Origin of the sequence: Ensifer adhaerens (assembly GCF_028993555.1) — a bacterium.
Taxonomy (GTDB): Bacteria; Pseudomonadota; Alphaproteobacteria; order Rhizobiales; family Rhizobiaceae; genus Ensifer; species Ensifer adhaerens_I.
Map to the genome: position 1 here is coordinate 3,050,370 of NZ_CP118610.1, position 21,670 is coordinate 3,072,039.

At 63.7% G+C, this 21,670-nt stretch carries 18 protein-coding genes; 10 read left to right on the forward strand and 8 right to left on the reverse strand.

The genetic code is table 11. From position 1 onward, the window contains the following. Positions 1-115: 115 nt before the first annotated feature. Both PWG15_RS14950 and PWG15_RS14955 read right to left on the reverse strand, forming a co-directional pair. Positions 116-1,273: a CobW family GTP-binding protein gene (locus tag PWG15_RS14950; protein WP_275021074.1), complete on the reverse strand. Its 1,158-nt coding sequence runs from the start codon at positions 1,271-1,273 to the stop codon at positions 116-118. Between the two features lie 12 nt (positions 1,274-1,285). Next, complete coding sequence (locus PWG15_RS14955; protein ID WP_425536764.1) at positions 1,286-2,356, reverse strand: D-alanyl-D-alanine carboxypeptidase family protein; 1,071 nt, start codon at positions 2,354-2,356, stop codon at positions 1,286-1,288. A gap of 193 nt (positions 2,357-2,549) precedes the next feature. Between PWG15_RS14955 and PWG15_RS14960 the strand changes: the two genes are divergently transcribed. After that, positions 2,550-3,713 (forward strand): M20 aminoacylase family protein, encoded by a 1,164-nt coding sequence (locus PWG15_RS14960; RefSeq protein ID WP_275021078.1) that lies wholly within the window; start codon positions 2,550-2,552, stop codon positions 3,711-3,713. A gap of 19 nt (positions 3,714-3,732) precedes the next feature. Then, entirely contained in the window at positions 3,733-4,197 is a 465-nt protein-coding gene (locus PWG15_RS14965) for an Lrp/AsnC ligand binding domain-containing protein (RefSeq protein WP_057254736.1), read from the forward strand. Between the two features lie 63 nt (positions 4,198-4,260). Here PWG15_RS14965 and PWG15_RS14970 read toward each other — a convergent pair whose 3' ends face one another. Continuing rightward, positions 4,261-5,313 (reverse strand): NAD(P)-dependent alcohol dehydrogenase, encoded by a 1,053-nt coding sequence (locus PWG15_RS14970; protein ID WP_275021081.1) that lies wholly within the window; start codon positions 5,311-5,313, stop codon positions 4,261-4,263. A 218-nt stretch (positions 5,314-5,531) separates the two neighbouring features. Between PWG15_RS14970 and PWG15_RS14975 the strand changes: the two genes are divergently transcribed. Continuing rightward, the gene (locus PWG15_RS14975; protein WP_275021083.1) at positions 5,532-6,470 is read left to right on the forward strand and encodes an AraC family transcriptional regulator; all 939 of its coding nucleotides are present in this window, start codon (positions 5,532-5,534) and stop codon (positions 6,468-6,470) included. A 55-nt stretch (positions 6,471-6,525) separates the two neighbouring features. On the opposite strand, the gene PWG15_RS14980 is transcribed toward PWG15_RS14975, so the two are convergent. Continuing rightward, complete coding sequence (locus PWG15_RS14980) at positions 6,526-7,008, reverse strand: Lrp/AsnC family transcriptional regulator (RefSeq protein WP_275021085.1); 483 nt, start codon at positions 7,006-7,008, stop codon at positions 6,526-6,528. Between the two features lie 78 nt (positions 7,009-7,086). On the opposite strand from PWG15_RS14980, the gene PWG15_RS14985 reads away from it, so the two are divergent. Beyond that, the gene (locus PWG15_RS14985) at positions 7,087-10,143 is read left to right on the forward strand and encodes an aminotransferase class III-fold pyridoxal phosphate-dependent enzyme (RefSeq protein WP_275021087.1); all 3,057 of its coding nucleotides are present in this window, start codon (positions 7,087-7,089) and stop codon (positions 10,141-10,143) included. 106 nt (positions 10,144-10,249) lie between these two features. Next, positions 10,250-11,260 carry an amino acid ABC transporter substrate-binding protein gene (locus tag PWG15_RS14990; RefSeq protein WP_275021089.1) on the forward strand — a complete coding sequence of 337 codons (1,011 nt, stop codon included), beginning with the start codon at positions 10,250-10,252 and terminating at the stop codon, positions 11,258-11,260. Positions 11,261-11,540: 280 nt separating this feature from the next. On the opposite strand, the gene PWG15_RS14995 is transcribed toward PWG15_RS14990, so the two are convergent. From PWG15_RS14995 to PWG15_RS15010, 4 genes are all read right to left on the reverse strand, one after another. Continuing rightward, a complete protein-coding gene (locus PWG15_RS14995) occupies positions 11,541-12,428 on the reverse strand; it encodes a branched-chain amino acid ABC transporter permease (protein WP_275021090.1) in 888 nt (295 codons plus the stop codon). A gap of 26 nt (positions 12,429-12,454) precedes the next feature. Next, positions 12,455-13,192 (reverse strand): ABC transporter ATP-binding protein, encoded by a 738-nt coding sequence (locus PWG15_RS15000; RefSeq protein WP_275021091.1) that lies wholly within the window; start codon positions 13,190-13,192, stop codon positions 12,455-12,457. Between the two features lie 94 nt (positions 13,193-13,286). Next, on the reverse strand, positions 13,287-14,450 hold the full coding sequence (locus tag PWG15_RS15005) for an ABC transporter substrate-binding protein (RefSeq protein ID WP_275021093.1): 1,164 nt from the start codon (positions 14,448-14,450) through the stop codon (positions 13,287-13,289). Positions 14,451-14,470: 20 nt separating this feature from the next. Further along, positions 14,471-16,357 (reverse strand): branched-chain amino acid ABC transporter ATP-binding protein/permease, encoded by a 1,887-nt coding sequence (locus PWG15_RS15010; RefSeq protein ID WP_275021095.1) that lies wholly within the window; start codon positions 16,355-16,357, stop codon positions 14,471-14,473. A gap of 173 nt (positions 16,358-16,530) precedes the next feature. Here PWG15_RS15010 and PWG15_RS15015 point away from each other — a divergent pair, with 173 nt between their 5' ends. Genes PWG15_RS15015 through PWG15_RS15035 form a run of 5 tightly spaced genes read left to right on the forward strand, consistent with a single transcriptional unit; the run spans position 16,531 to position 21,648 of the window. Then, complete coding sequence (locus tag PWG15_RS15015) at positions 16,531-17,412, forward strand: MurR/RpiR family transcriptional regulator (RefSeq protein ID WP_275021097.1); 882 nt, start codon at positions 16,531-16,533, stop codon at positions 17,410-17,412. Positions 17,413-17,457: 45 nt separating this feature from the next. Next, a complete protein-coding gene (locus tag PWG15_RS15020; protein ID WP_275021099.1) occupies positions 17,458-18,120 on the forward strand; it encodes a cysteine hydrolase family protein in 663 nt (220 codons plus the stop codon). Positions 18,121-18,157: 37 nt separating this feature from the next. Then, positions 18,158-19,501, forward strand: a complete 1,344-nt coding sequence (locus PWG15_RS15025; protein WP_275021101.1) for a glutamine synthetase family protein — start codon at positions 18,158-18,160, stop codon at positions 19,499-19,501. An 18-nt stretch (positions 19,502-19,519) separates the two neighbouring features. Further along, positions 19,520-20,341, forward strand: a complete 822-nt coding sequence (locus PWG15_RS15030) for an N-formylglutamate amidohydrolase (protein ID WP_275021103.1) — start codon at positions 19,520-19,522, stop codon at positions 20,339-20,341. After that, positions 20,338-21,648, forward strand: coding sequence for an aspartate aminotransferase family protein (locus PWG15_RS15035; RefSeq protein WP_275021104.1), 1,311 nt, complete (start codon positions 20,338-20,340; stop codon positions 21,646-21,648). Before PWG15_RS15030 ends, PWG15_RS15035 begins: the two co-directional genes overlap by 4 nt. The last annotated feature ends 22 nt before the right edge of the window (positions 21,649-21,670 follow it).

Sequence of the window (21,670 nt, forward strand, 5' to 3'; positions counted from 1 at the left end):
GGTCGAAAGCGGGCGCAACTCCAGACAGAAAACCGCTTCGCACTTTTCCTGGAGCTTGGCCGAAAGCGGGCGCAACTCCGGACAGAAAACCGCTTCGCACTTTTCCTGGAGTTGCTTAGAACCGCATGCCGGGCACAGCGAGCGGGTTGTCGGAGAGTGCCTGCGCATCCGGCCGGTCGATACGCGGCTTGCCGGTAAAGGCATCGAACAGGTCGCGGACGAAAGCTTCTTCCAGCCCCTTGGTAATCAGCACCATGCGAGTGCGCCGATCGTTCGGATCCGGCCAGGCGGAAAGCCGCTCCGGCGTGTGGAAGACATTCTGCACACCGTGCAGCACCAGCGGCCGGTCCGGCCTGTCGGCAACCGCAACGATCGCCTTCATCCGAAGCAGCTTCTCGCCATGCGCCGAGCGCAGGAGGTCGATGAACATATCAAGTGCCATCGGCTCGATCGGCCGATCGTGCACGATGCTGAACGAGCGAATGTCGCCGCCGTGCCGGTTCACATGATGATGATGGTGATTATCGTGGTCGTGGTCGTGGTCGTGGTGGTGGTGGTGGTGGTGATCATCATGATGATGGTGATGATGGTCGTGGTGCGCCTCATCCTGCAGCCAGCGCCCGACATCGGCAATCTTCGAGGATGGATCATAGAGGCCGCAGGCGAAAAGCGCTGAGCGCCCCGCCTCGTCACTGTCGCCGTCGATCAGCGGCGCACGCGGGTTGAGCGCCCGGATCCGTGCCGTCAGAACGTCGCGTTGGGATGCATCGGCGAGACTGGCCTTGCTGACGACGATGCGGTCGGCGACCGCAACCTGCTTCAGCGCTTCCTCGTGGTTCGCGATCGTCTGCAGGCCGTTGACGGCGTCGACGACGGTGACCACGCCGTCCAGCCGGAAGTTCTGCGCGATGACCGGATTTCCGATCACCGATTGCAGCACCGGCGCCGGGTCGGCAAGGCCGGTCGTCTCGATGACGATGCGCTTCAGCGGCCTGATCTTGCCGGTTTGCATCCGGTCCATCAGATCGGCAAGCGTATCGACCAGTTCGCCGCGCACGGTGCAGCAAAGGCAACCGTCGGAAAGCTCGATGACGCCGTCGCTGGAGGCTTCTACCAGCAGATGGTCGATCGAAACATCGCCGAACTCGTTGATGATAACCGCAGTGTCCGAGAGATCCGGATCCTTCAGCAACCGGTTGAGCAACGTTGTCTTGCCCGCACCGAGGAAGCCGGTGAGGATCGAGACCGGCACCGCCGGCAAGGGACTAGCCATCATGAACTCCGATCAGAAGGTCGGCCGCGGCACGGGGATCGGCACATTGGCGGCATCGCCCTGGCCGACCGGGTCGCCGGCAATCTTCGGCGCCTTCTCGCCGCTGCCGGCGATCAGGCCGGCGAAGGCGAGCTTCAGCGGCCGGTTGATTTCGTGGATATAGGGCGAAAGCAGCTTCTGGCGCCCGGCCTCATCGCGGCCTTCGCTGCGCACCTTGGCGGCCGCCTTCGAGCAGATCTGCTTGCTGACGTCGGCCACCATGTCTCGCGTCTCGCCATAGGGCGGGATCTGCACCAGCGACGGTTTTCCGGTGCCATTCGTCGTCAGCGCCATTTGCAACAGCCGCGCGGATTCGTCGGTACGCGCGCCGAGGCTATCTTCGCCGAGCACGACCGAAACGACGCTGCGCCCGTCTCGGGTGGCAGACGAAACTTGGTTGAAGCCGGAGGCACAGATGAAGCCCGTCTTCATGCCGTCGGCCCCTTCGAAGCGGCCGATCAGCTTGTTGTAGTTCGGATAGTCCTTCTTGCCGGTGGTAATGCCCTCCAGCGAGAAATAGGAAGCATATTGCGGGAACTCGCGCTTCAGCGTGATCGCCAGCACCGCAAGATCGCGCGCCGTCGTATACTGGCCGGGGCCGGGCAAGCCATTGGGATTGATAAAGTTCGACGACATCATGCCGATGCGGCGTGCCTCGGCGTTCATGCGCTCGATGAAGGCGGGCTCGGAACCGCCGACCGTCTCGGCGATCGCGACCGCGACGTCGTTTGCCGATTTGACCAGCATCATCTTCAGCGCGCTGTCGAGCGTCATCGCCTGGCCGGGCTTGTAGAACATCTTGCTCGGCGGCTCGGACGCCGCATTCTTCGTCATGACGACCGGGCTTTCGAGCGTGAGCTGTCCCGACTTGATGGCGCGGAAGGCCGTATAAGCCGTCATCAGCTTGGTCAGCGACGCCGGATACCATTTCTGGAAGATGTCCTGGTGCTCGTAGACCTTCAGCGAATTGACGTCGACGACGAGCCGCGGATTGGCCGCAGCCGGCAGCGCCGCAAGAAGCGTCGCGCAGGTTGCCGCCGTCACTCCCAGCGCCTTCATCTTGCCACGCATGAAAAATCCTGCTGTCACCACAATAGAACCTCGAAATTCCGCTGTTGCCTCGTCTCGTCCGGCTATTTAGCCTATATGGCGAGGAGATGGCAAAGCCCATTCACGGGCACCCCTGCCAATCCACCGCAGATACAACAGTGATCGAACAGACCGACAGGACGAACCGATGCCGATACTCAACCGTGCCGCCGAACTCCAGAACGAAGTCACCGAATGGCGGCGCCACCTGCACAGGAACCCGGAGCTCCTGTTCGCGGTCGAAAATACGGCATCCTTCGTCGAAAAGAAACTCAAGGAGTTCGGCGTTGACGAAGTCGTGACGGGGCTTGGCCGCACCGGCGTCGTCGGCCTGATCCGCGGCAATCTCGGCGCAGGCCGCACCATCGGCCTTCGCGCCGACATGGACGCGCTGCCGATCACCGAGACCAGCGGCAAGCCCTGGGCTTCGGAAACGTCCGGCAAGATGCATGCCTGCGGCCATGACGGCCACACCGCCATGCTTCTCGGCGCGGCAAAGTATCTGGCCGAAACCCGCAACTTCACCGGCAGTGTCGCCGTCATCTTTCAGCCGGCCGAAGAAGGCGGCGGCGGCGGCAACGAGATGGTCAAGGATGGCATGATGGAGCGCTTTGCGATCGCCGAAGTCTACGGCATGCACAACATGCCGGGCATGCCCATTGGTCACTTCGGCAGCCGCGTCGGCCCGATCATGGCCTCGACCGACGAGTTCACCATCACCGTCAAGGGCCGCGGGGGCCATGCGGCCCAGCCGCACAAGACAATCGACCCGATCGTCGTCGGCACGCAGATCGTCACCGCGCTGCAGACCATCGCCTCGCGCACGGTCGATCCACTTGCCTCCGTCGTCGTCTCCGTTACCAAGTTCCATGCCGGCTTTGCCCACAACGTCATTCCGGAAGACGCCGTTCTTGGCGGCACCGTGCGCACGCTGATGCCTGAGGTGCGCGACATCGGCGAGGCTCGCATCCGCACGATCGCGGAGGGTGTCGCCGGCATCTACGGTGCGACGGTCGAGGTTGCCTACAACCGAAACTACCCGGTGACCGTGAACCATACCGACGAGACCGGCTATGCGCTGCAGGCAGCGGCCGAGATCGCCGGCGCAAGCAACGTCAAGCCGTCGCTCGACCCGATGATGGGCGGCGAGGATTTCTCCTACATGCTGATCGCCCGCCCCGGCGCTTTCGTGTTCATGGGCAATGGCGACACTGCCGGGCTGCATCACCCGGCTTACGACTTCAACGACGAGGCGATCCCGCACGGCATTTCCTACTGGGTCAAGCTCGCGGAAACGCGACTTGCCGCCTGAGGCACGGGCGGGAGGCACCATGCATCAGATCGACAAAATTGACCGCAGAATTCTGAACATCCTCCAGGCGGATGGGCGCATCACCAATCTGGAGCTCGCCGATCGCATCGGCCTGTCGCCGACGGCGACCAGCGAGCGCCTGCGTCGGCTGTTGAAGGAAGGCTACGTCTCGGGTTTCGGCGCGCGACTGGACCCACACAAGCTCGGCTTCGGCTTGCTGGTCTTCATCGAGGTCATGCTCGACAAGACGACGCCCGACGTCTTCGACCAGTTCGCCGCTGCCGTCAAACAGGCGCCGGCCGTGCTCGAATGTCACATGGTGGCGGGTGGGTTCGATTACCTCGTCAAGACGCGGTTCGAGGATATGGCCGCCTATCGCAACTTCCTCGGCCAGGTGCTCTGGACGCTTCCGGGCGTCAAGGAAACCCGCACCTACGCGGTCATGGAAGAGATCAAGAACGACGGGCCGCTGCCGCTCGTTTGATCTCACTGCCGCGAACAGAAATCGGCCCGGAAACCATCGGATTCCGGGCCGCTTCATTTCAGTTCAGGCGGCGTCCTGCAGCGACGCCATGTCGATCACGAAACGGTAGCGCACGTCGCTCTTGACCACGCGCTCATAGGCCGCGTTGATCTCCTGGATGCGGATCGTTTCGATTTCCGAGACGATGTCGTGCTCGCCGCAGAAGTCGAGCATTTCCTGGGTCTCCTTGATCGAGCCGATCATCGAACCGGAAATGCTACGGCGCGCCGGTACCAGCGAGAAGGCATGGACCGGCACGGCATTTTCCGGAATGCCGACCAGCACGAAGTCGCCGTCGACCTTGAGCAGATTGACGTAGGCGTTCCAGTCGATCTCGGCAGCAACGGTGCAGATGATGAGATCGAACGTGCCTGCCAGCGCCTTGAAGGTCTCCGGATCGTTGGTGGCATAGTAGTGGTCGGCACCGAGCTTCAGCCCGTCTTCTTTCTTGGAAAGCGTCTGGCTGAGAACGGTCACGTCAGCGCCCATGGCATGTGCCAGCTTGACGCCCATATGACCGAGACCACCCATGCCGACGATCGCGACCTTCTTGCCGGGACCGGCCTTCCAGTGACGCAGCGGCGAATAAAGCGTGATGCCGGCGCAAAGAAGCGGTGCCGCAGCATCGAGCGGCAGGTTTTCCGGAATCGAAAGGACATAGCCTTCCTTGACGACGATGCTATCGGAATAGCCACCCTGGGTCGGCGTCTTGCCGTCGGCTTCGACGCCGTTATAGGTGACGATCAGGCCCGGCATGTAGTGTTCCAGATCCACATCGCGGCTAGCGCAGGTGGTGCAGGAATCGACGAAGCAGCCGACACCGGCGCGGTCACCGACCTTGAACTTGGTGACTTTGGAGCCGACCGCTGTGACGATGCCGACGATCTCGTGGCCGGGGACCATCGGGAATGCCGAGTTGCCCCACTCGTTGCGGGCCTGGTGGATGTCGGAGTGGCAGACGCCGCAATATTTGATCTCGATCACCACGTCGTCGTCGCGCGGCTCGCGACGCTCGAAGGTGAAGGGCGTCAGCGGCTTCGACGCATCGGTCGCCGCATATCCTCTTGCAATGGCCATCAGTCTGTCCTCATTTTGGGAAAGGGTGCAGGTCCGGAGGGAGCCCGGCCTGACGCACCGCCGAATATGGGCGCGCTGAAGGCAAAGGCGTTAGAGCGATCCTGCAAAGTTTTTGCACGATCCTCCGAGATTGCAGCAGGGGCCCTGGAGATGACGCGTCGAAGCCTTATTTGCGCAGCACCTCGCACAATGCTAAGCATCTGGAAAGGCCATAGAATATGACAGTCACGCGACAGACCGCCCGCCACCAGATGATCGATGTGATTGCCCGGTTCGCCGAGCGCGACGGCGACCACATGACCGGGATTTCCGGGTTGACCCTTCATCGCCATGGCGGCGACGCCCCGGTCAACTGCTCCGCCTACCGCCCAAGTCTCGCGATCATCGTGCAAGGAGCCAAGCGCGTCGTGCTCGGTGAAGAGACGCTGATCTATGGCGCTTCGGACTATCTGCTGACATCGATCGATCTGCCGGTTCTCTCCCAGGTTTGCGAGGCCTCGGCAGAGGAGCCCTACCTCAGCATGGCCTTCACGCTCGATCCCGGCAAGATCCAGGCGCTGCTCGCCTCATTGCCCCAACTACCGCAGCCCGCCGCCTCGCCTCGCGGCATGACGGTCAGCAAGATCAACTCTGAACTCGAAGATGCCGCCCTTCGGCTCCTGCGTCTGCTGGAACGTCCGGACGACATTCCGGCGCTGCTGCCGCTGATCGAGCAGGAGATCCTCTATCGCCTCTTGACCGGACCGCACGGCCACCGCCTGAGGCAGATGGCGACGACCGACAGCCAGCCGCACCAGGTGGGCCGTGCCGTCGCCTGGCTCAAGGAACATTACTCGCGCCCCTTGCGGATCGACGATCTCGCCAACCGTGTTTCCATGAGCGTTTCGTCGCTGCACCACCACTTCAAGGCGATCACGGCGATGAGCCCGCTGCAATACCAGAAGCAGCTTCGTCTGCAGGAAGCGCGACGGCTGATGCTGGAGGAACAGTTGGATGCGGGCGATGCCGGCCATCAGGTCGGCTACGAAAGCCAGTCACAGTTCAGCCGCGAATATGCCCGCCACTTCGGCGAGCCGCCGATGCGCGACATCGGCCGGGTGCGCCGCTCGTTGCTCGAACGCTTCGGCGGCGAAGCGGAATTGCTCAGCGAAGGCTAAACGTCAGCTCCAGCGTATACTCGCCGGGGTACCGAGTTCGGCCGAATTCCCGGTTTCAGCTCCGTTCGATATCGCGCCTGAGCACGATCGAGGTCGTCAGATCCTCGACATTGTCCATCGTCGCCACTTCGTTGCGCAACTCGTTGAGGGCGTTGATCGACCCGACCTCCACCTCGACGACGAGATCGAGCTGGCCGCTGACGGACGACACCTTACGCACGGAGGAAAAGCCGGCCAGCCGGTCGAGCACGCCGATTGACGGCGTCCGCTGCAGCGTGACCAGCAGGAAGGCCTGGATCGTTCCCTCGTCCAGCTGCCCGATATCGGCGCGATAGCCGCGGATGACGCCGGCCTTTTCGAGCCGGCCGACCCGCTCGGTCGTCGCACTTCGGGACAGCCCGATCCGGCCCGCCAGCGACTTCATCGGGATGCGCGCCTCTTGCGAGAGGATGCTGAGGATGGTGCGGTCGATCGCGTCTATGTCCTGCATCTCTGCTCCTACGAGGCCCGCCGACAAGATGACGGTTATTATAAACATAGTGCCGGTGCAACCGGCATATTGCCGGATGCATCCCATCACCGCTCATGTAACTCTCGCTTTTGAGATGAGGGTCCCATGAACGATATGCTGAAGACGACGCCTGACTTTTCGACCGATGCCGCAGCCGCACTGCTGAAGGAGCACTACGGCCTCCAAGGCGCGCTGTCGCTGCTTGCCAGCGAACGCGACCAGAATTTCAAGGTCGAGACCAAGGGCGATGGCACCTACATCCTGAAGATCATCAATGGTGCCGAACCCGAAGCCGAAAGCGATTTCCAGACGGCGCTGCTCGGCCACGTCGGCACCCACGCCGCCGATCTGCCGGTGCCGCATATCCGCCCAACGCTATCAGGCGCGAGCCTCGCTTCGACCACGAGTGCGCGTGGCGTCACCCATCGCCTGCGGCTCGTCAGCTGGGTCGAGGGCCTGCCACTCGCCGAAACCGGACGCAGCGACGCGGCCCTTCAGTCGCTCGGGCACATGCTCGGCCGCTTCGACGCCTCGCTCAAAGGATTCATGCATCCGGGCGCGCTGCGCGATCTCGACTGGGACATCCGCCATGCCGGCCGTTCGGCCGACCGCCTGCATCACGTCGCCGCTGCCGAAGACCGCGCGCTGCTCGAGCGCTTCCTCGCCCGCTTCGAAACATCAGTCGCACCGCGGCTTGCAACCCTTCGCGCCGCCGTCATCCACAACGACGCCAACGACTGGAACGTGCTGGTCGCCAAGGCCGACCACGACCAGATCTCTGGATTGATCGACTTCGGCGACGCGCTGCATGCGCCTATCATTGCCGAAGTGGCGATTGCCGCCGCCTATGCCGGGCTCGATCATCCCGATCCGATCGGCGCTGCCGCCGTGATCGCCCGCGGCTTCCATGCCGAGTATCCGCTGACGGAAGAGGAGATCGACCTCCTGTTCGATCTCATCGCCATGCGGCTTGTGACGTCGGTCACCATTTCGGCCTCACGCCGCGCCCACACCGACGACAATCCCTATCTCGCGATCAGTGAGCGGCCAGCCTGGACGCTGCTGCGCAAGCTCGACCGGATGAACCCGCGTTTCGCCACCGCCATCCTGCGCAAGGCCTGCGGCTTCGAGGCGACCCCCGGCGCCCGCAAGGTCGCCGCCTGGATCGGCGCCAACCGCAAGTCGCTGAAGCCGCTGCTCGAACGCCCGGCCGCCACCTACCCGGCAGCGCTGGTGCCCTATGGCGACCCCACCCATCCGATGACGGTGAAATCGGCTGGCGAACAGCCGGACGAAGCTCAGGCGATCTGGGAAGACTATTGCCGTGAGCGCGGCATCGAACTCGGCATCGGCCCCTTCGGTGAAGAACGCACCGTCTATGCCGGCGAGATGTTCGTCTCCCGTTTTATCGACCACACCCGCCGCACCCGCCATCTCGGCCTCGACCTGTTCATGGCTGCCGGCACCAGGCTCTACACTCCCCTAGCCGCCACCGTCGTCAGTGTCGAGATCGAAAAGGATCCGCTCGGTTATGGCTGCCTGATCGCGCTTCGCCATGAGCCCGAGGGCTGCCCGCCCTTCGTCACGCTGTGGGGCCACATGGCGCATGAAGCGATGGACCGCATCCAGGCCGGCGACCGACTGGAGGCCGGCGCGCTCGTCGGCGAGATGGGGGCGCCTAAGGAAAATGGCGGCTGGGCGCCGCATCTGCATCTGCAGCTTTCGACCGACACCACTCTTTCGGCAACCGAAATCCTTGGCGTCGGCGAGCCGCAATTTCTCGACGTCTGGGCCGAGCTCTTCCCGGATGCCCGCACCTTCGCCGGCATCGCGGAGGAATTCTACGAGAAGAAGGGCCGCTCGCACGAGGAAATCGTTAAACGGCGCAAGGAATTGTTGCTGCCGAACCTCTCGATCTCCTACGACAAGCCGATCAAGTTCGTGCGCGGCGAAGGCGTCTGGCTGATCGACGACAGCGGCCGCGCCTATCTCGACTGCTTCAACAATGTCTGCCACATCGGCCACGCCCATCCGGCGGTGGTCGAGGCGATGGCCAAGCAGGCCGCGATCCTCAACACCAACACCCGCTATCTGCACGACAACATCGTCGCCTATGCCGAGCGGCTGACCGCGACGCTGCCGAAGGAGCTGACGGTCGCCGGCTTCGTCAACAGCGGCTCGGAGGCCAACAGCCTGGCACTCCGGCTGATGCGCGCCCATACCGGCCGCGAAAACGCCATCACGCTCGACTGGTCCTATCACGGCACGACGCAGGAGCTGATCGACATCAGCCCCTACAAGTTCCGCCGCAAGGGCGGCAAGGGACCGAAGCCGCATGTCCATGTGGCAACCATTCCCGACAGCTACCACGCGCCGACGGACTGGCCGGCAGAGGAACACGGCAAGCGCTTCGCCGAAAGCGTCGCCGAACTGATCGCGGCGATGCAGGCCAAGGGCGAAGGTCCGGGCTTCTTCATCGCGGAATCGATCCCGAGCGTCGCCGGCCAGGTGTTCCTGCCGGAGGGCTATCTGAAGGAAGTCTATCGGCTCGTGCGCGAGGCGGGCGGCGTCTGCATCGCCGACGAGGTGCAGGTCGGCTTCGGCCGTGTCGGCAGCCATTGGTGGGCGTTCGAGACCCAAGGCGTCGTGCCGGACATCGTCACCATGGGCAAGCCGATCGGCGATGGCCATCCGTTGGCGGCCGTCGTTACGACCCGCGAGATCACAGACAGCTTCAACAACGGCATGGAGTATTTCAACACCTTCGGCGGCAATCCGGTTTCCTGCGCCGTCGGCCTTGCGGTGCTCGACGTGATCGAGGGACAGAATCTGCGCGGCAATGCGCTTACGATCGGCAACTACCTGATGGACGCCTTCCGCGCCATGCAGGCCCGCTACGAGGTGATTGGCGACGTGCGTGGCATGGGCCTTTTCCTCGGCATCGAGCTTGTTGGCGACCGCAAGACCAAGGCGCCGGCAACCGAGTTCGCCCGGGCCGTCTCCAACGGCGCGCGGCGGCGGGGCGTCCTGATGGGCACCGAAGGTCCGCATGACAACATCCTGAAAATGCGTCCGCCGATGATCTTCTCGAAACGCGATGCCGATCATCTGATCGCCGTGCTCGAAGAGACCTTCGCAGACGTGGCAAAGACGCTCGGCTAGCACCGGGCCGAACAGCAGCAAAACCGAACGGATTGGCCGGGATGCGCGACACGCATCCCGGCAGCGAAGACGCATGCCCAAAACACTGGAAGAGGAGAACAGGACAATGAGATTTGGAATTCTAGCACTTGCGAGCGCGGCGTTTCTCGCCGGCACAGCCGCCAACGCCGGCATGCTCGACGTCATCAAGGAGCGCGGCGAGCTTCGCTGCGGCGTCAGCCAGGGCGTGCTCGGCTTTTCCGCCCCCAACGACAAGGGCGAATGGACCGGCTTCGACATCGATTTCTGCCGCGCCGTCGCAGCCGTGGCCCTCGGCAATCCGGACAAGGTGAAGTACGTGCCGCTCTCGACCAAGGAGCGCTTCGCAGCCCTGCAGTCGGGTGAGGCCGACCTGCTGTCGCGCCAGACTACCTGGACACTGTCGCGCGACACCGATCTCGGCATGAGCTTCGTCGGCGTCAACTATTACGACGGCCAGGCCTTCATGGTGCGCAGCGATCTCGGCGTGAAGAGCGTCAAGGAGCTTTCGGGCGCCTCCGTCTGCACCGAGACCGGCACGACGACAGAGCAGAACATGGCGGACTACTTCGGCGCCAACAACATCCAGTATCAGGTGGTCGCTTTCGAAAAGGCCGACCAGACGATCCAGGCCTTCAACACCGCCCGCTGCGACGTCTATTCGACCGACGCCTCAGCGCTTTATGCCCAGCGCCTGACGCTGAACGACCCGGACCGCTTCGTCGTGTTGCCGGAAGTGATCTCCAAGGAACCGCTCGGCCCGGCCGTTCGCCAGGGCGACGACCAGTGGTTCAAGATCGTGCGCTGGACACTGTTTGCGCTCACCGAGGCCGAAGAGCTCGGCATCACCAAGGACAATGCCGCCAAGCTCCTCGAAAGCGGCACAACCGCACAGAAGCGCTTCCTCGGCATCGAGAACGAGGCCGGCAAATCGCTCGGGCTTGATCCGAAATGGGCCTACCAGGCGGTTTCCGCCGTCGGCAACTATGGCGAAGTCTTTGAACGCCACCTCGGCAAGGACAGCCCGCTCAAGATCGATCGCGGCCTCAACAAACTCTGGAGTAATGGCGGCCTGATGTACGCTCCGCCGGCACGCTGATCCCCAGAGCAATTCCAGCAAGGGTCTCCGTTTGGAATTGCTCGACCATGGAAAAGCGCCAACGAGACGCCGCGGCCCTCCCCGCGGCGTCTTCGTTTTTTGGGCCGCCCGGGAAGCACGCGCACTCGCCACCCGGCGGTTCAACAGTCAGGCGGGTCACCCGATTGGCTCCACACTGGCCACCGGCCCCCAACCCAACAAGCAAAAACGCCGCGACGGATATCCGTCGCGGCGTTTACTGTAAGCTTGAAGGTTGGCCGATCTTGCGGCCGCTGGCTCGTCAGAGCTTGACGATCGTCTTGCGGGCAAGCAGCCCCTGCGGCGCGAAGAGCAGCACGCCGATGACGAGCAGGATGGTGAAGGCGTCGCGATAGCTCAAGAGGCTTTCCGGCAGATAGGCCTGCAGGAACACCTCGATGAAGCCGAGCAGAAAGCCGCCGGCGACCGCACCCGACAGGCTGCCGAGCCCGCCGATGATCGCGGCGATGAAGGCCTTCAGCACCGGCAGGAAACCCATCAACGGATCGACGCTGCCGCGCTGGGCCACCCAGAGGATGCCAGCGACGCCCGCGAGCAGGCCAGAGATCGCAAAGGCGGTGGCAACCACCGCATTGGCGCGGATGCCCATCAGCCGGACGATGGCGAAATCTTCGGAGGCCGCGCGCATGGCCCGGCCGAGCACGCTGGTGCGCAGGAAGAGATTGAGGCCGACGAGCATGATGATCGTCACCAGGATGGAGGTTCCCTGGATGAGGCCGAGATGCAGGCCGCCGATCTCGATCGTGCCGGAAAAGCTCTCCGGCATCGGCACCGGTTTCGGCCGGGCGGAAATGAAGTTCTGGAAGAGAACGCGCAGGATGGCACTGACGGCAAAGCTCGTCAGAAGCAGCGTCGTGCCGCTGGCGCCGCGTACCGGCCGGAAGGCGATACGCTCCATCAGCATGGCGAGCACGATTGCGATCGTCAGTGCGGCGCAGACGGCCAACGGAAACGGCAGCCCCAGCAACAAGGCGAAGCAGAGACCATAGCCGGCCGCCGTCATCAGCTCGCCATGGGCAAAATTGATGAGCCCCATGATCGAGAAGACGACCGCAAGGCCAAGGGCGAGGAGCGCATAGGTGCCGCCGAGGCTGAGCGCATTGACGAGCTGCTGCAGGAACATGTCCATGGTTTTGACCTCTTGCCCGCGGGGCCTCAGGCGCCGAGATAGGCGCCCTGGATTTCGGTTGAATTGCGAAGCTCGGCGGCCGTCCCCGACAACACGATCCGGCCGTTGGCCATGACGTAGCCGGCATCGGCGATCTCGAGCGACAACGAGACGTTCTGCTCGACGAGCAGGATCGTCAGGCCTTTTTGCCGGAGGCCAGCGATCAGGTCGAAGATCAGGTCCACCACCTGCGGCGCAAGGCCGAGCGATGGCTCGTCCAGCAACAGGAGATCCGGCGACGACATCATGGAGCGGGCGATCGCCAGCATCTGCTGCTCGCCGCCCGACAGCGAGCCGGCCTTCTGGGTGAGCCGCTCCTTCAGGATCGGAAAGCGCGACAGCATGTCTTCCCGCACTTCCGCTATCGCACCGCGCGCCTTGTGCATGGCGCCGCCAAGAAGCAGGTGTTCGTCAACCGTCAGGCTCGGAAAGATGCGCCGTCCCTCGGGCGTCAGCGTCATGCCAAGCCGGACGATCTGTTCCGGCGCAAGGCTGGAAATGTCCTGCCCGTTGAACGAAACGCGCCCCGCCTTCTTGGCTGCCAGCCCGACCAGCGAATTCAACGTCGAACTCTTGCCGGCACCGTTGGCGCCGAGCAAGGTGACGATCTGCCCCTTGCCGACGGTGAGGTCGACGCCCTTCAGCGCTTCGACCGCGCCATAGGCGACCTTGAGACCGCTGACTTCCAGAAGCGGCTTTGGAACGGGAATTTCACTCATCATCATCGGGGCAAAGTCCTTGCCATGAATTGCGGAGCGCCAACGGCCGGCGGCAGCAGCGGCGATCCCAGACAGACCGGAGATCGCCGCCAAAGGTCGATCAGGGTGCCGGAATGTCGGCAGCGGCCGGGACGCCCTGGCTGATCAGTTCGCGGTTGCCGCCTTCGATGCGCACCAGCGACACCGAACGCAGCGGCATGCCCTGCGTGCCGGCATAGCTGATCGGGCCGGTCACACCCTGGACGTTTTCGAGCGAGGCAATCGCGTTGCGGATGGCGACCGGATCGATGCTGTTGGCTTCCGTTACCGCCGCGTCGATCACCTTGCCGAGGTCGTAGCCGTTGGCGATATAGACCGTGTCCGGCACCTGGCCGAATTTCTCCTTGTACTTCACATTGAAGTCGGCGAGCGGGCTGCCTTCGCTGGCAAAACCTGCTGTCGTGAAGACGACGCCATCAACCGTCGCACCGAGACCGAAGGTGGTGGGCGAGTCGATGCCGTCGCTGCCGAGGATCGGGATCGTCACGCCGGCGCCGCGCAACTGGCGGATGAAGGCCGGGAAATCAGGTTCGTAGGCTGCGGTCATGATGACGTCAGGTGCCGGGTTCATCGCCTTGATCTTGGTGACCTCGGCGCCGAAATCCTGCTGACCCATGCTGAAGGTGCCCTCGCCGAGCAACTCGCCACCCTTGGCGGTGAAGGCGGCGGCGAAATATTCCGGCAGCTTCAGCGTATAGGCGCTGTCGGGCGACTTAAGAATGTAGGCCTTCTTGTAGCCCTTTTCGGTCGCGTAGGTGGCGAGTACCGAAGCCTGGACGTTGTCGGCCGGGTAGTTGCCGAACATGTAGTCGCCGACGGCGAGCGGCATAGTCGGGGTCGTGGCGCAGAAGGAGAAGGCCGGGATCTGGGCTGCCTGGGTCACCTGACCGGCAGCGATCGACGGATCGGCGTCGCAGGGGGTGATCACGATCTTGACGCCCTGGTCGACCAGTTCCTGGGCCACCAGGGCCGTCTGGGCCGCATCCGAGCGGGTGTCCTTGGCAACGAGCTTGATCGGGAACTTGCCGGCCGCACCACCGGCGGCGTTGATTTCCTCGACGGCCATTTCCAGGCCCTTCAGCGACGGCTGGTCGTAGGGTGCAAGGCCGCCAGTCTGGGCGGTTGCAAGGCCGATGACCAGGTCTTCGGCAAGGGCCGGCAGCGGCGAAAGCGCGATGCCACTAAGAATGGTGGTGAGGCACAGGGCCCTGACGTTCGATTTCATCTGAAAAGTTCCCTCTTTGATTATGCAGGCTTGTGAACGCCCGGCGCACCGGACGGAAAATCTGAGGCGGCGGCGGTTTCACTGCGTGCCCGGGCCGATGAGCGGCGACGGCCGATATAGGCCTCGATGACATCCGGGTTCGCCTGGATTTCCGCCGGCGTGCCGATGGCGATCTGCTGGCCCTTGTTGAGCACGACGACGACGTCGCAAAGCCGCATGATCAGCTTCAGATCGTGTTCGACGACGAGCAGACCGAGTCTGTACTTCGTGCGGATACGGTCGAGCACATGCATCAGCTCTTCGGTCTCGGCCGGGTTCATGCCGGCCGCCGGTTCGTCGAGCAGCAGGTAGCGCGGCTTCAGCGCCAGCGCACGGGCGATTTCCAACCGTCGCTGGGCGCCGTAGGAAAGTGTGCCCGCCAGCCGGTCGGCAAATCCGTCAAGGCCGACCTCGGCCAGCACGGTCAGGGCGCGGGCGGCCGGATCTTCGCCATTGGCCTTCAACGCGCTTGCCGCAACCGTGACGTTTTCGAGGACCGTCAGGTTCTTGAACAGGCGGATGTTCTGGAAGGTGCGCGCCAGGCCCGCAACCGGGACGGCATGAACGGCAAGCGAAGCGACATCCTGACCGTCGATCAGCACGCGCCCCATCGATGGCGGCACGACGCCGGACACGCTGTTGATCAGCGTCGACTTGCCGGCACCGTTCGGGCCGATGAGACCGGTGACAAGGCCGGGCTTGATCTCGAAGTTGGCGTTTTCCAGCGCGACGAGACCGGCAAACCTCTTGCCGAGATTTTCGACCCGGAGCGTGCCTTGGCCCGCTGAAGCTGTAACGGCCGCAGGCGTGCTACTCACCGGCGCAACGTCCTTCGCAGCGGCGCGCTTGAACCAGCCGAAACGCTCGTCGAGCTCGCGCACGCCGAAGAGACCGTCCTGCAGACGGTACATGACGACGAGGATCGCCACGCCGATGCCGATATCGGTGAGGCCAAAGACGGTTGGCAGCTTAAGGAAGCCGAGATCGACGCCACCTTCAAGCTTACGCAAGAGCTCAACGATCAGCATGATCACGGCAGCGCCACCGACGGCACCCGAAACCGTGGTGATGCCGCCAAGGATGAGCATCGCCAAAAGCATGAAGGTGAGGTTGAAGTAGAAATCCTTGGGCGAGAAGGCGCCGAGGAAATGCGCGAGCAAGGCACCGGCGGCCCCGGCAAGTATGGCGCCGAGAACCCAGCCGAAGAAACGGTGCAGCTTGACGTTGACGCCGACGGCGGTCGAGGCGATCTCGTCTTCACGCGAGGCCCGAAGCTTCAGGCCGGCGCTTGAATCCCGATAAAGGCGGGCAACGGCAACGGCCGCAATGGCAAAGGGCAGCGCCACCCAGAGATTGACGGCGCGCGGGATGCCGAAAAAGGTCTGGCTGCCACGGGTGAAATCGGTCGAGGCGACGAGCACGACGTGCACGATGACGAGAAAGCCGAGGGTGGCGATCGAGGCTGACGAGCCAGCCAATCGCGCGACCGGAATGCCGATCAACACCGCAACCAGGGCGACAACCAAAAGCGCAAGCGCAAGTGCCGGCAAGAAGGGCATGCCGATACCCGCCAACCATTCCGGCAGATGCGGCAGCGCCGTCTTCTGGATGATCGGGTTGAGCGTAAGCAGGCCCGACGCATAGGCGCCGATCGCCATGAACCCGACGTGACCAAAGGAAACGATACCGGAATTGCCGGCATAGATGCCGATGCCGAGCACGGCGATGACGTTGATCATGAACAACGTCACGAGGCGCTCGCCGCTGCCCGGAAAGAACAGCGAGGCGACGACGGCGGCTGCCAGCATCGGCAGCGACGTTACAAGGATACCAACGACGGTTTCTCGCCTGACGCGCACCATCTGCATTCCCCCAGATTTTCGGCCCGCCTCATGTTTTTGGCTCGGGCCCGTTCCCGAAATGAACGTTATCGCAGATCGACCAAATGTCAATCTTGTTTCAAAAAACATTATCTGCTAGCAATTCTGTAACAAAAAGTAGAAATTGGGGTTCACGCCATCATTTTTGGGAGGCAGAAATCGTGGCAATCCGGGATCGACTGACAGACGGCGCCATCACCTTCACGCGCTCGGAACTGAAGATCGTGCGGCAGCTGTTGTCGAACTATCCGGCAGCCGGGCTGAACACGGTCGCGCATCTCGCCGCCGCCGCCGGCGTCAGCAATCCAACCGTCGTGCGCTTCGCCAACACGTTGGGCTTCGAGGGCTATCCTGAGTTCCAGAAGGCGCTGCTCAGCGAAGTGCAGGAGCGCATGAGCTCGCCGCTCTCCATGCTCGACGAGCGGCGCCCGTCGCTGGAGCAGGAGAATTTCTACCAGTACTTCCTGCGCGCCAGCATCCATGCGCTCGAATCCTCGATGCAGATGCTGCCTTCGGAAGATTTCGAGGCTGCGGTCGATGCCGCGGCCGACATGGGTGCCCGCGTCCACTGCCTCGGCGGCCGTTTCAGCGGCTTCCTCGCCGGACTGCTCTGGTCGCACATGAAGCAGCTGCGCGGCGAGACGCGCTGGATCAACGGCAGCCAGGCCGACCAGGTCGACCAGCTCGTCGATCTCGGCAAGCGCGATGTGCTCTTCGTCTACGACTACCGCCGCTACCAGAACGATACGATCCGGTTCGCCCGCCAGGCAGCGGCGCAAGGTGCGCGCATCGTGCTCTTCACCGACCGCTGGGTTTCGCCGATCGCCGATTTCGCCACCGTGACGCTGACAGCACCCGTCGACACCGTCTCGCCCTACGACACCATGGTGCCGGCGATCGCCCAGACCGAAGCGCTGATCGCGGCGCTGACGGCCCGCCTTGCCACCCAGTCACGGGGCCGCATCGAGCGCATGGAGGAACTGCGCCGCGGCTATCAGATCACCGAGGACGCCTTCAATCCGCAGGTCGAGGACGACCGCTGACCGTTACCGCCGCATGGCGAACCAGACAAACCGAGGAGAATCCGAATGAGTGCAGTTACCGTAAAGGTTGGCGACGATCTCTTGAGGCGCGACAGCGCCTATGAGGCCGGCCGCACCTCGCTGCTGTTCGTCGACATGCAGCGCATCTGGTGCGAGCCGAACCTCGACCCGACCCATCCGCAGGATGCCGACAGCTACTACCACAAGCGCCTGCGCCAGACAGTCATTCCCAACCAGGTCCGCATCCTGGAAGCGGCGCGCAAGGCCGGCTGCGAAGTGCTGCACACGATCATCGAAAGCCTGACGCTCGACGGTCGCGATCGCTCCCTCGACCACAAGCTCTCCGACATGCATGTGCCGAAGGGCTCGCCCGAGGGGCAAGTCATTCCGGAACTGGCACCGATCGACAACGAGATCGTGCTGCCGAAGACGTCGTCGGGCGTCTTCAACTCGACCAACATCGACTACATCCTGCGCAATCTCAACACTCGCTACCTGATCATTGCCGGCGTCATCACCGACCAGTGCGTCGACATGGCGGTGCGGGATGCGGCCGACCGCGGCTACCTCGTCACCGTCGTCAACGACGCCTGCGCCACCTACAGCGAGCAGCGGCACGACGCGGCACTGCGCGCCTACTCGGGCTATTGCTGGACGACCGACACCGACACCGTTGTCGGCCGCCTCGGCGCCCTGCGCCAAGCTTGAATCGCCGCCCGGAAAACAGAGACAAGAGGGAAACCCCATGACCGAAATCAACAACGGCAAGGCGGCCGCCGAACTGACGGAGCTCGCCACCTTCGTCACGACAGATATCGCCGGCATCACCCGCGGCCGCAGCTTCGCAGCCTCCCAGATTGACGACTATCTGCGCAAGGGCGTGGGCTGGGTGCCGGCCAACCTGGCGCTGACGCCCTTCGACCTGATTGCCGAGAACAATCCATGGGGCTCGGCCGGCGACCTCCGGCTGATGGCGGATCCCGCCAGCAAGGCGCGCGTCACCTGCCTGCCCGATGAAACGCCGCTGCATTTCTACCATTCCGATATCACCGACCTTCAGGGCAATGCCTGGGACTGCTGCGTGCGCAGCTTCCTGAAACAGACGCTGAAGGAGTACGAAAAGATCGGCCTCAAGGTTGTCTCGGCGGTCGAGCAGGAATTCCAGCTTCTCGGCGTCGACTGGCCGGACGCCCCCTCCTTCGGCCTGCGCGCTCAGCGTCGGGCCGAGCCCTTCGGCTCGCTTTTGATGACCGCGTTGCAGGAGGCGGATGCTGAACCGGAAATGTTCCTGCCGGAATACGGCAAGGACCAATTCGAAATCACCTGCCGCCCGGCCGACGCGTTGACCGCCGCCGACCGCGGCGCCACGATCCGAGCGATCACCAAGGAAGTTGCAGCCCTCTTTGGCTGGAACGCGAGCTTCGCCCCGAAGACGGCGTCCAACGGCGTCGGCAACGGCGTGCATCTGCATGTGAGCTTCACCGATCTCGACGGCAATCCGGTGACCTTCGACGCCTCGCGCCCGGGCCGCCTGTCGAAGGTCGCTGGTTCCTTCGCCGCTGGCGTCATCAGGCATCTGCCGGCGCTGACCGCGTTCACCGCCCCGTCGGTGCTTTCCTACATGCGGCTCGTGCCGCATCACTGGAGTGCCGCCTATACCTGCCTCGGCGAAAAGAACCGCGAAGCGACGCTCCGCATCTGCCCGACGCTGGACCTGCCGGGCAGCAATCCAGCCAAGCAGTTCAACATGGAGTATCGTGCCGCCGATGCCTGCGCCAGCCCGCATCTGTCGCTGGCGGTGCTGCTGAAGGCCGGCCTCGAAGGCATCAAGGCAGGGCTCGAACAGCCGCCGCTGATCAACTCCGACCCGTCCGATTTCTCGGATGAAGACCAGAAGAAGCTCGGCATCCGCCGCCTGCCTGCCAGCCTGCCGGAAGCACTCGATACGCTTGCCGCCGACCCTGTCGTTACCGGCTGGTTCTCCAAGGATTTCCTCGACTGCTACGTAGCGATGAAGCGCAAGGAGATCGAGATCGTTGAAGGGCTTTCCCCGGACGAACTCTGTGCCCGCTATGCGGCGGTCTATTGATTGACGGATGGGCAGCCCATGACCTCGACAACGGCCATCAAGAGCCCCGAACACGGCGTGCGACCTGACCCGAGCGCGCCGCTGCTTGCGATCGACGAACTGCCGCCTTATGCGGTCTTCAACCCGGACGGCGCCTCGCCGATCCTGCTCCTGTGCGAGCATGCGTCCAACCGCATGCCGCGCGCACTCGGCGACATGGGCCTGCCGCTTCACGAGCGCCAGCGCCACATCGCCTGGGATATCGGCGCCATGGCGCTCGCCCAGCGCTTGAGCGTCAGCCTCGACGCGCCGCTGTTCTTCACCAACTATTCGCGCCTGGTGATCGACTGCAACCGGCCACTGGCCGCACCCTCGATGATCCCCGAGATCAGCGAGACGACGGAGATCCCAGCCAATCGCAATCTGAGCGACGCCGAGCGGCAGCAGCGGATCGACACGCTGTTTAGGCCATACGCTGATGCCGTCACCCGCCGGCTCGACCGGCTGGAAGGCGAAGGAAAACGACCCTTCGTCGTCGGCATCCATAGCTTCACGCCTGTCTATTTCGGCAAGCCGCGTCCCTGGCAGGCTGGCATTCTCTACCGCGATGCGGTTGGCTTTGCCCATTCGCTGATCCGCGAACTTTCGAGCGAGCCGCAGCTGACGATCGGCGACAACGAGCCTTACAACATCCATCCGGACGAGGATTACACCGTGCCCGTCCACGCCGACGCGCGCGGACTTCCCGGGGTTCTGGTCGAGGTGCGGCACGATCTGATCGACACCGATGCGGGCGTCGCCGTCTGGGGCGAGCGGCTCACCCGGTGTCTTAAAGCCAGCATCGGGGAGCAAGAGTTGTGACCACGCTCTACGAAAGAGACAGGGCGGCGATCGCGAACCTGCAGAAACTGCGCTTCTTCCCGCTCGCCGTGACCGGGGGCCGGGGTGCCAGGCTTGTAGAGGAGAATGGCCGTGAACTGATCGACCTATCCGGCGCCTGGGGTGCGGCAAGCCTCGGCTATGGCCACCCCACGCTTGTCGAGGCGATCTCCGGCGCTGCGGCAAATCCGGCCGGCGCCAGCGTACTCTCTGCCGCCAATGGACCGGCGACGGCGCTTGCCGAAAAACTGCTCGCAGCGTTTCCGGGCTCAGGCGACAACAGGGTCTGGTTCGGCCATTCCGGATCCGACGCCAACGAGGCCGCATTCCGCGCCGTCACGAAAGCGACGGGACGGTCGGGCGTCATCGCCTTTGTCGGCGCCTACCACGGCTGCACCACCGGCTCGATGGCCTTCTCCGGCCACAGCGTCCAGGCGGATGCTACCAAGGCCGAAGGTCTGCTGCTGCTCCCCTACCCTGATCCATTCCGCCCTTACCGCGACGACCCGACGGGCGGCACAATCCTCGCCGAGTTGCGAGCGCGCCTCGAAGCGGCACCGGACCATTTCGCCGTCGCCTTCATCGAGCCGATCCAGTCCGATGGCGGCCTGATCGTCCCGCCGCCCGACTTCTTCCGCGCGTTTGCCGAAATCTGCCGTCAATACGGCGTGCTCGTCGTCTGCGACGAGGTGAAGGTCGGGCTCGGCCGCAGCGGTCGGCTGCATTGCTTCGAGCACGAGGATTTCGTTCCTGACATCCTGACCATCGGCAAGGGGCTCGGCGGCGGACTGCCGCTCTCTGCCGTGATCGGTCCGTCGTGCATATTGGATTGCGCCAGCGCCTTTGCCATGCAGACGCTACACGGCAATCCAATCTCCGCCGCCGCCGGGCTGGCGGTCCTCGATGCCATCGAGCGTGAGCAACTCTCGCAGGAGGCGGAACGCAAGGGCCAACGGTTACGTCAGGGCTTGCAGCGCCTCGCCGAGCGCCATCGCCTGATTGGCGACGTTCGCGGGCGCGGCCTTGCCTGCGGTGTCGAACTCGTCACCGACCATGAGAACCGGACGCCGGCGTCGCGTGAAACGGCCAAGCTCATCTACCGCGCCTATGAACTCGGGCTCGTCCTCTATTATGTCGGGATGAATTCGAACGTGCTGGAGATGACCCCGCCGCTGACGATCACCGACGCGGACATAGACGCAGCGCTCGAAATCCTGGACCGGGCCTTCGACGACGTGATCGGCGGTCGCGTTTCTGACGCCGTGCTCGCGGATTTCGCCGGCTGGTAGGCCTGGTTCGGCGGCAGCGCTG

Excerpts from the sequence above, each read along its gene's own strand:
- PWG15_RS14970 (WP_275021081.1), bottom strand. The coding sequence starts at position 5,313 with ATGGCCATTGCAAGAGGATATGCGGCGACCGATGCGTCGAAGCCGCTG.
- PWG15_RS14975 (WP_275021083.1), top strand. The coding sequence starts at position 5,532 with ATGACAGTCACGCGACAGACCGCCCGCCACCAGATGATCGATGTGATT.
- PWG15_RS14990 (WP_275021089.1), top strand. The coding sequence starts at position 10,250 with ATGAGATTTGGAATTCTAGCACTTGCGAGCGCGGCGTTTCTCGCCGGC.
- PWG15_RS15030 (WP_275021103.1), top strand. The coding sequence starts at position 19,520 with ATGACCTCGACAACGGCCATCAAGAGCCCCGAACACGGCGTGCGACCT.
- PWG15_RS14995 (WP_275021090.1), bottom strand. The coding sequence starts at position 12,428 with ATGGACATGTTCCTGCAGCAGCTCGTCAATGCGCTCAGCCTCGGCGGC.
- PWG15_RS14980 (WP_275021085.1), bottom strand. The coding sequence starts at position 7,008 with ATGTTTATAATAACCGTCATCTTGTCGGCGGGCCTCGTAGGAGCAGAG.
- PWG15_RS14985 (WP_275021087.1), top strand. The coding sequence starts at position 7,087 with ATGAACGATATGCTGAAGACGACGCCTGACTTTTCGACCGATGCCGCA.
- PWG15_RS14950 (WP_275021074.1), bottom strand. The coding sequence starts at position 1,273 with ATGGCTAGTCCCTTGCCGGCGGTGCCGGTCTCGATCCTCACCGGCTTC.
- PWG15_RS15020 (WP_275021099.1), top strand. The coding sequence starts at position 17,458 with ATGAGTGCAGTTACCGTAAAGGTTGGCGACGATCTCTTGAGGCGCGAC.
- PWG15_RS15025 (WP_275021101.1), top strand. The coding sequence starts at position 18,158 with ATGACCGAAATCAACAACGGCAAGGCGGCCGCCGAACTGACGGAGCTC.
- PWG15_RS15010 (WP_275021095.1), bottom strand. The coding sequence starts at position 16,357 with ATGCAGATGGTGCGCGTCAGGCGAGAAACCGTCGTTGGTATCCTTGTA.
- PWG15_RS14960 (WP_275021078.1), top strand. The coding sequence starts at position 2,550 with ATGCCGATACTCAACCGTGCCGCCGAACTCCAGAACGAAGTCACCGAA.
- PWG15_RS15000 (WP_275021091.1), bottom strand. The coding sequence starts at position 13,192 with ATGATGATGAGTGAAATTCCCGTTCCAAAGCCGCTTCTGGAAGTCAGC.
- PWG15_RS15005 (WP_275021093.1), bottom strand. The coding sequence starts at position 14,450 with ATGAAATCGAACGTCAGGGCCCTGTGCCTCACCACCATTCTTAGTGGC.
- PWG15_RS14965 (WP_057254736.1), top strand. The coding sequence starts at position 3,733 with ATGCATCAGATCGACAAAATTGACCGCAGAATTCTGAACATCCTCCAG.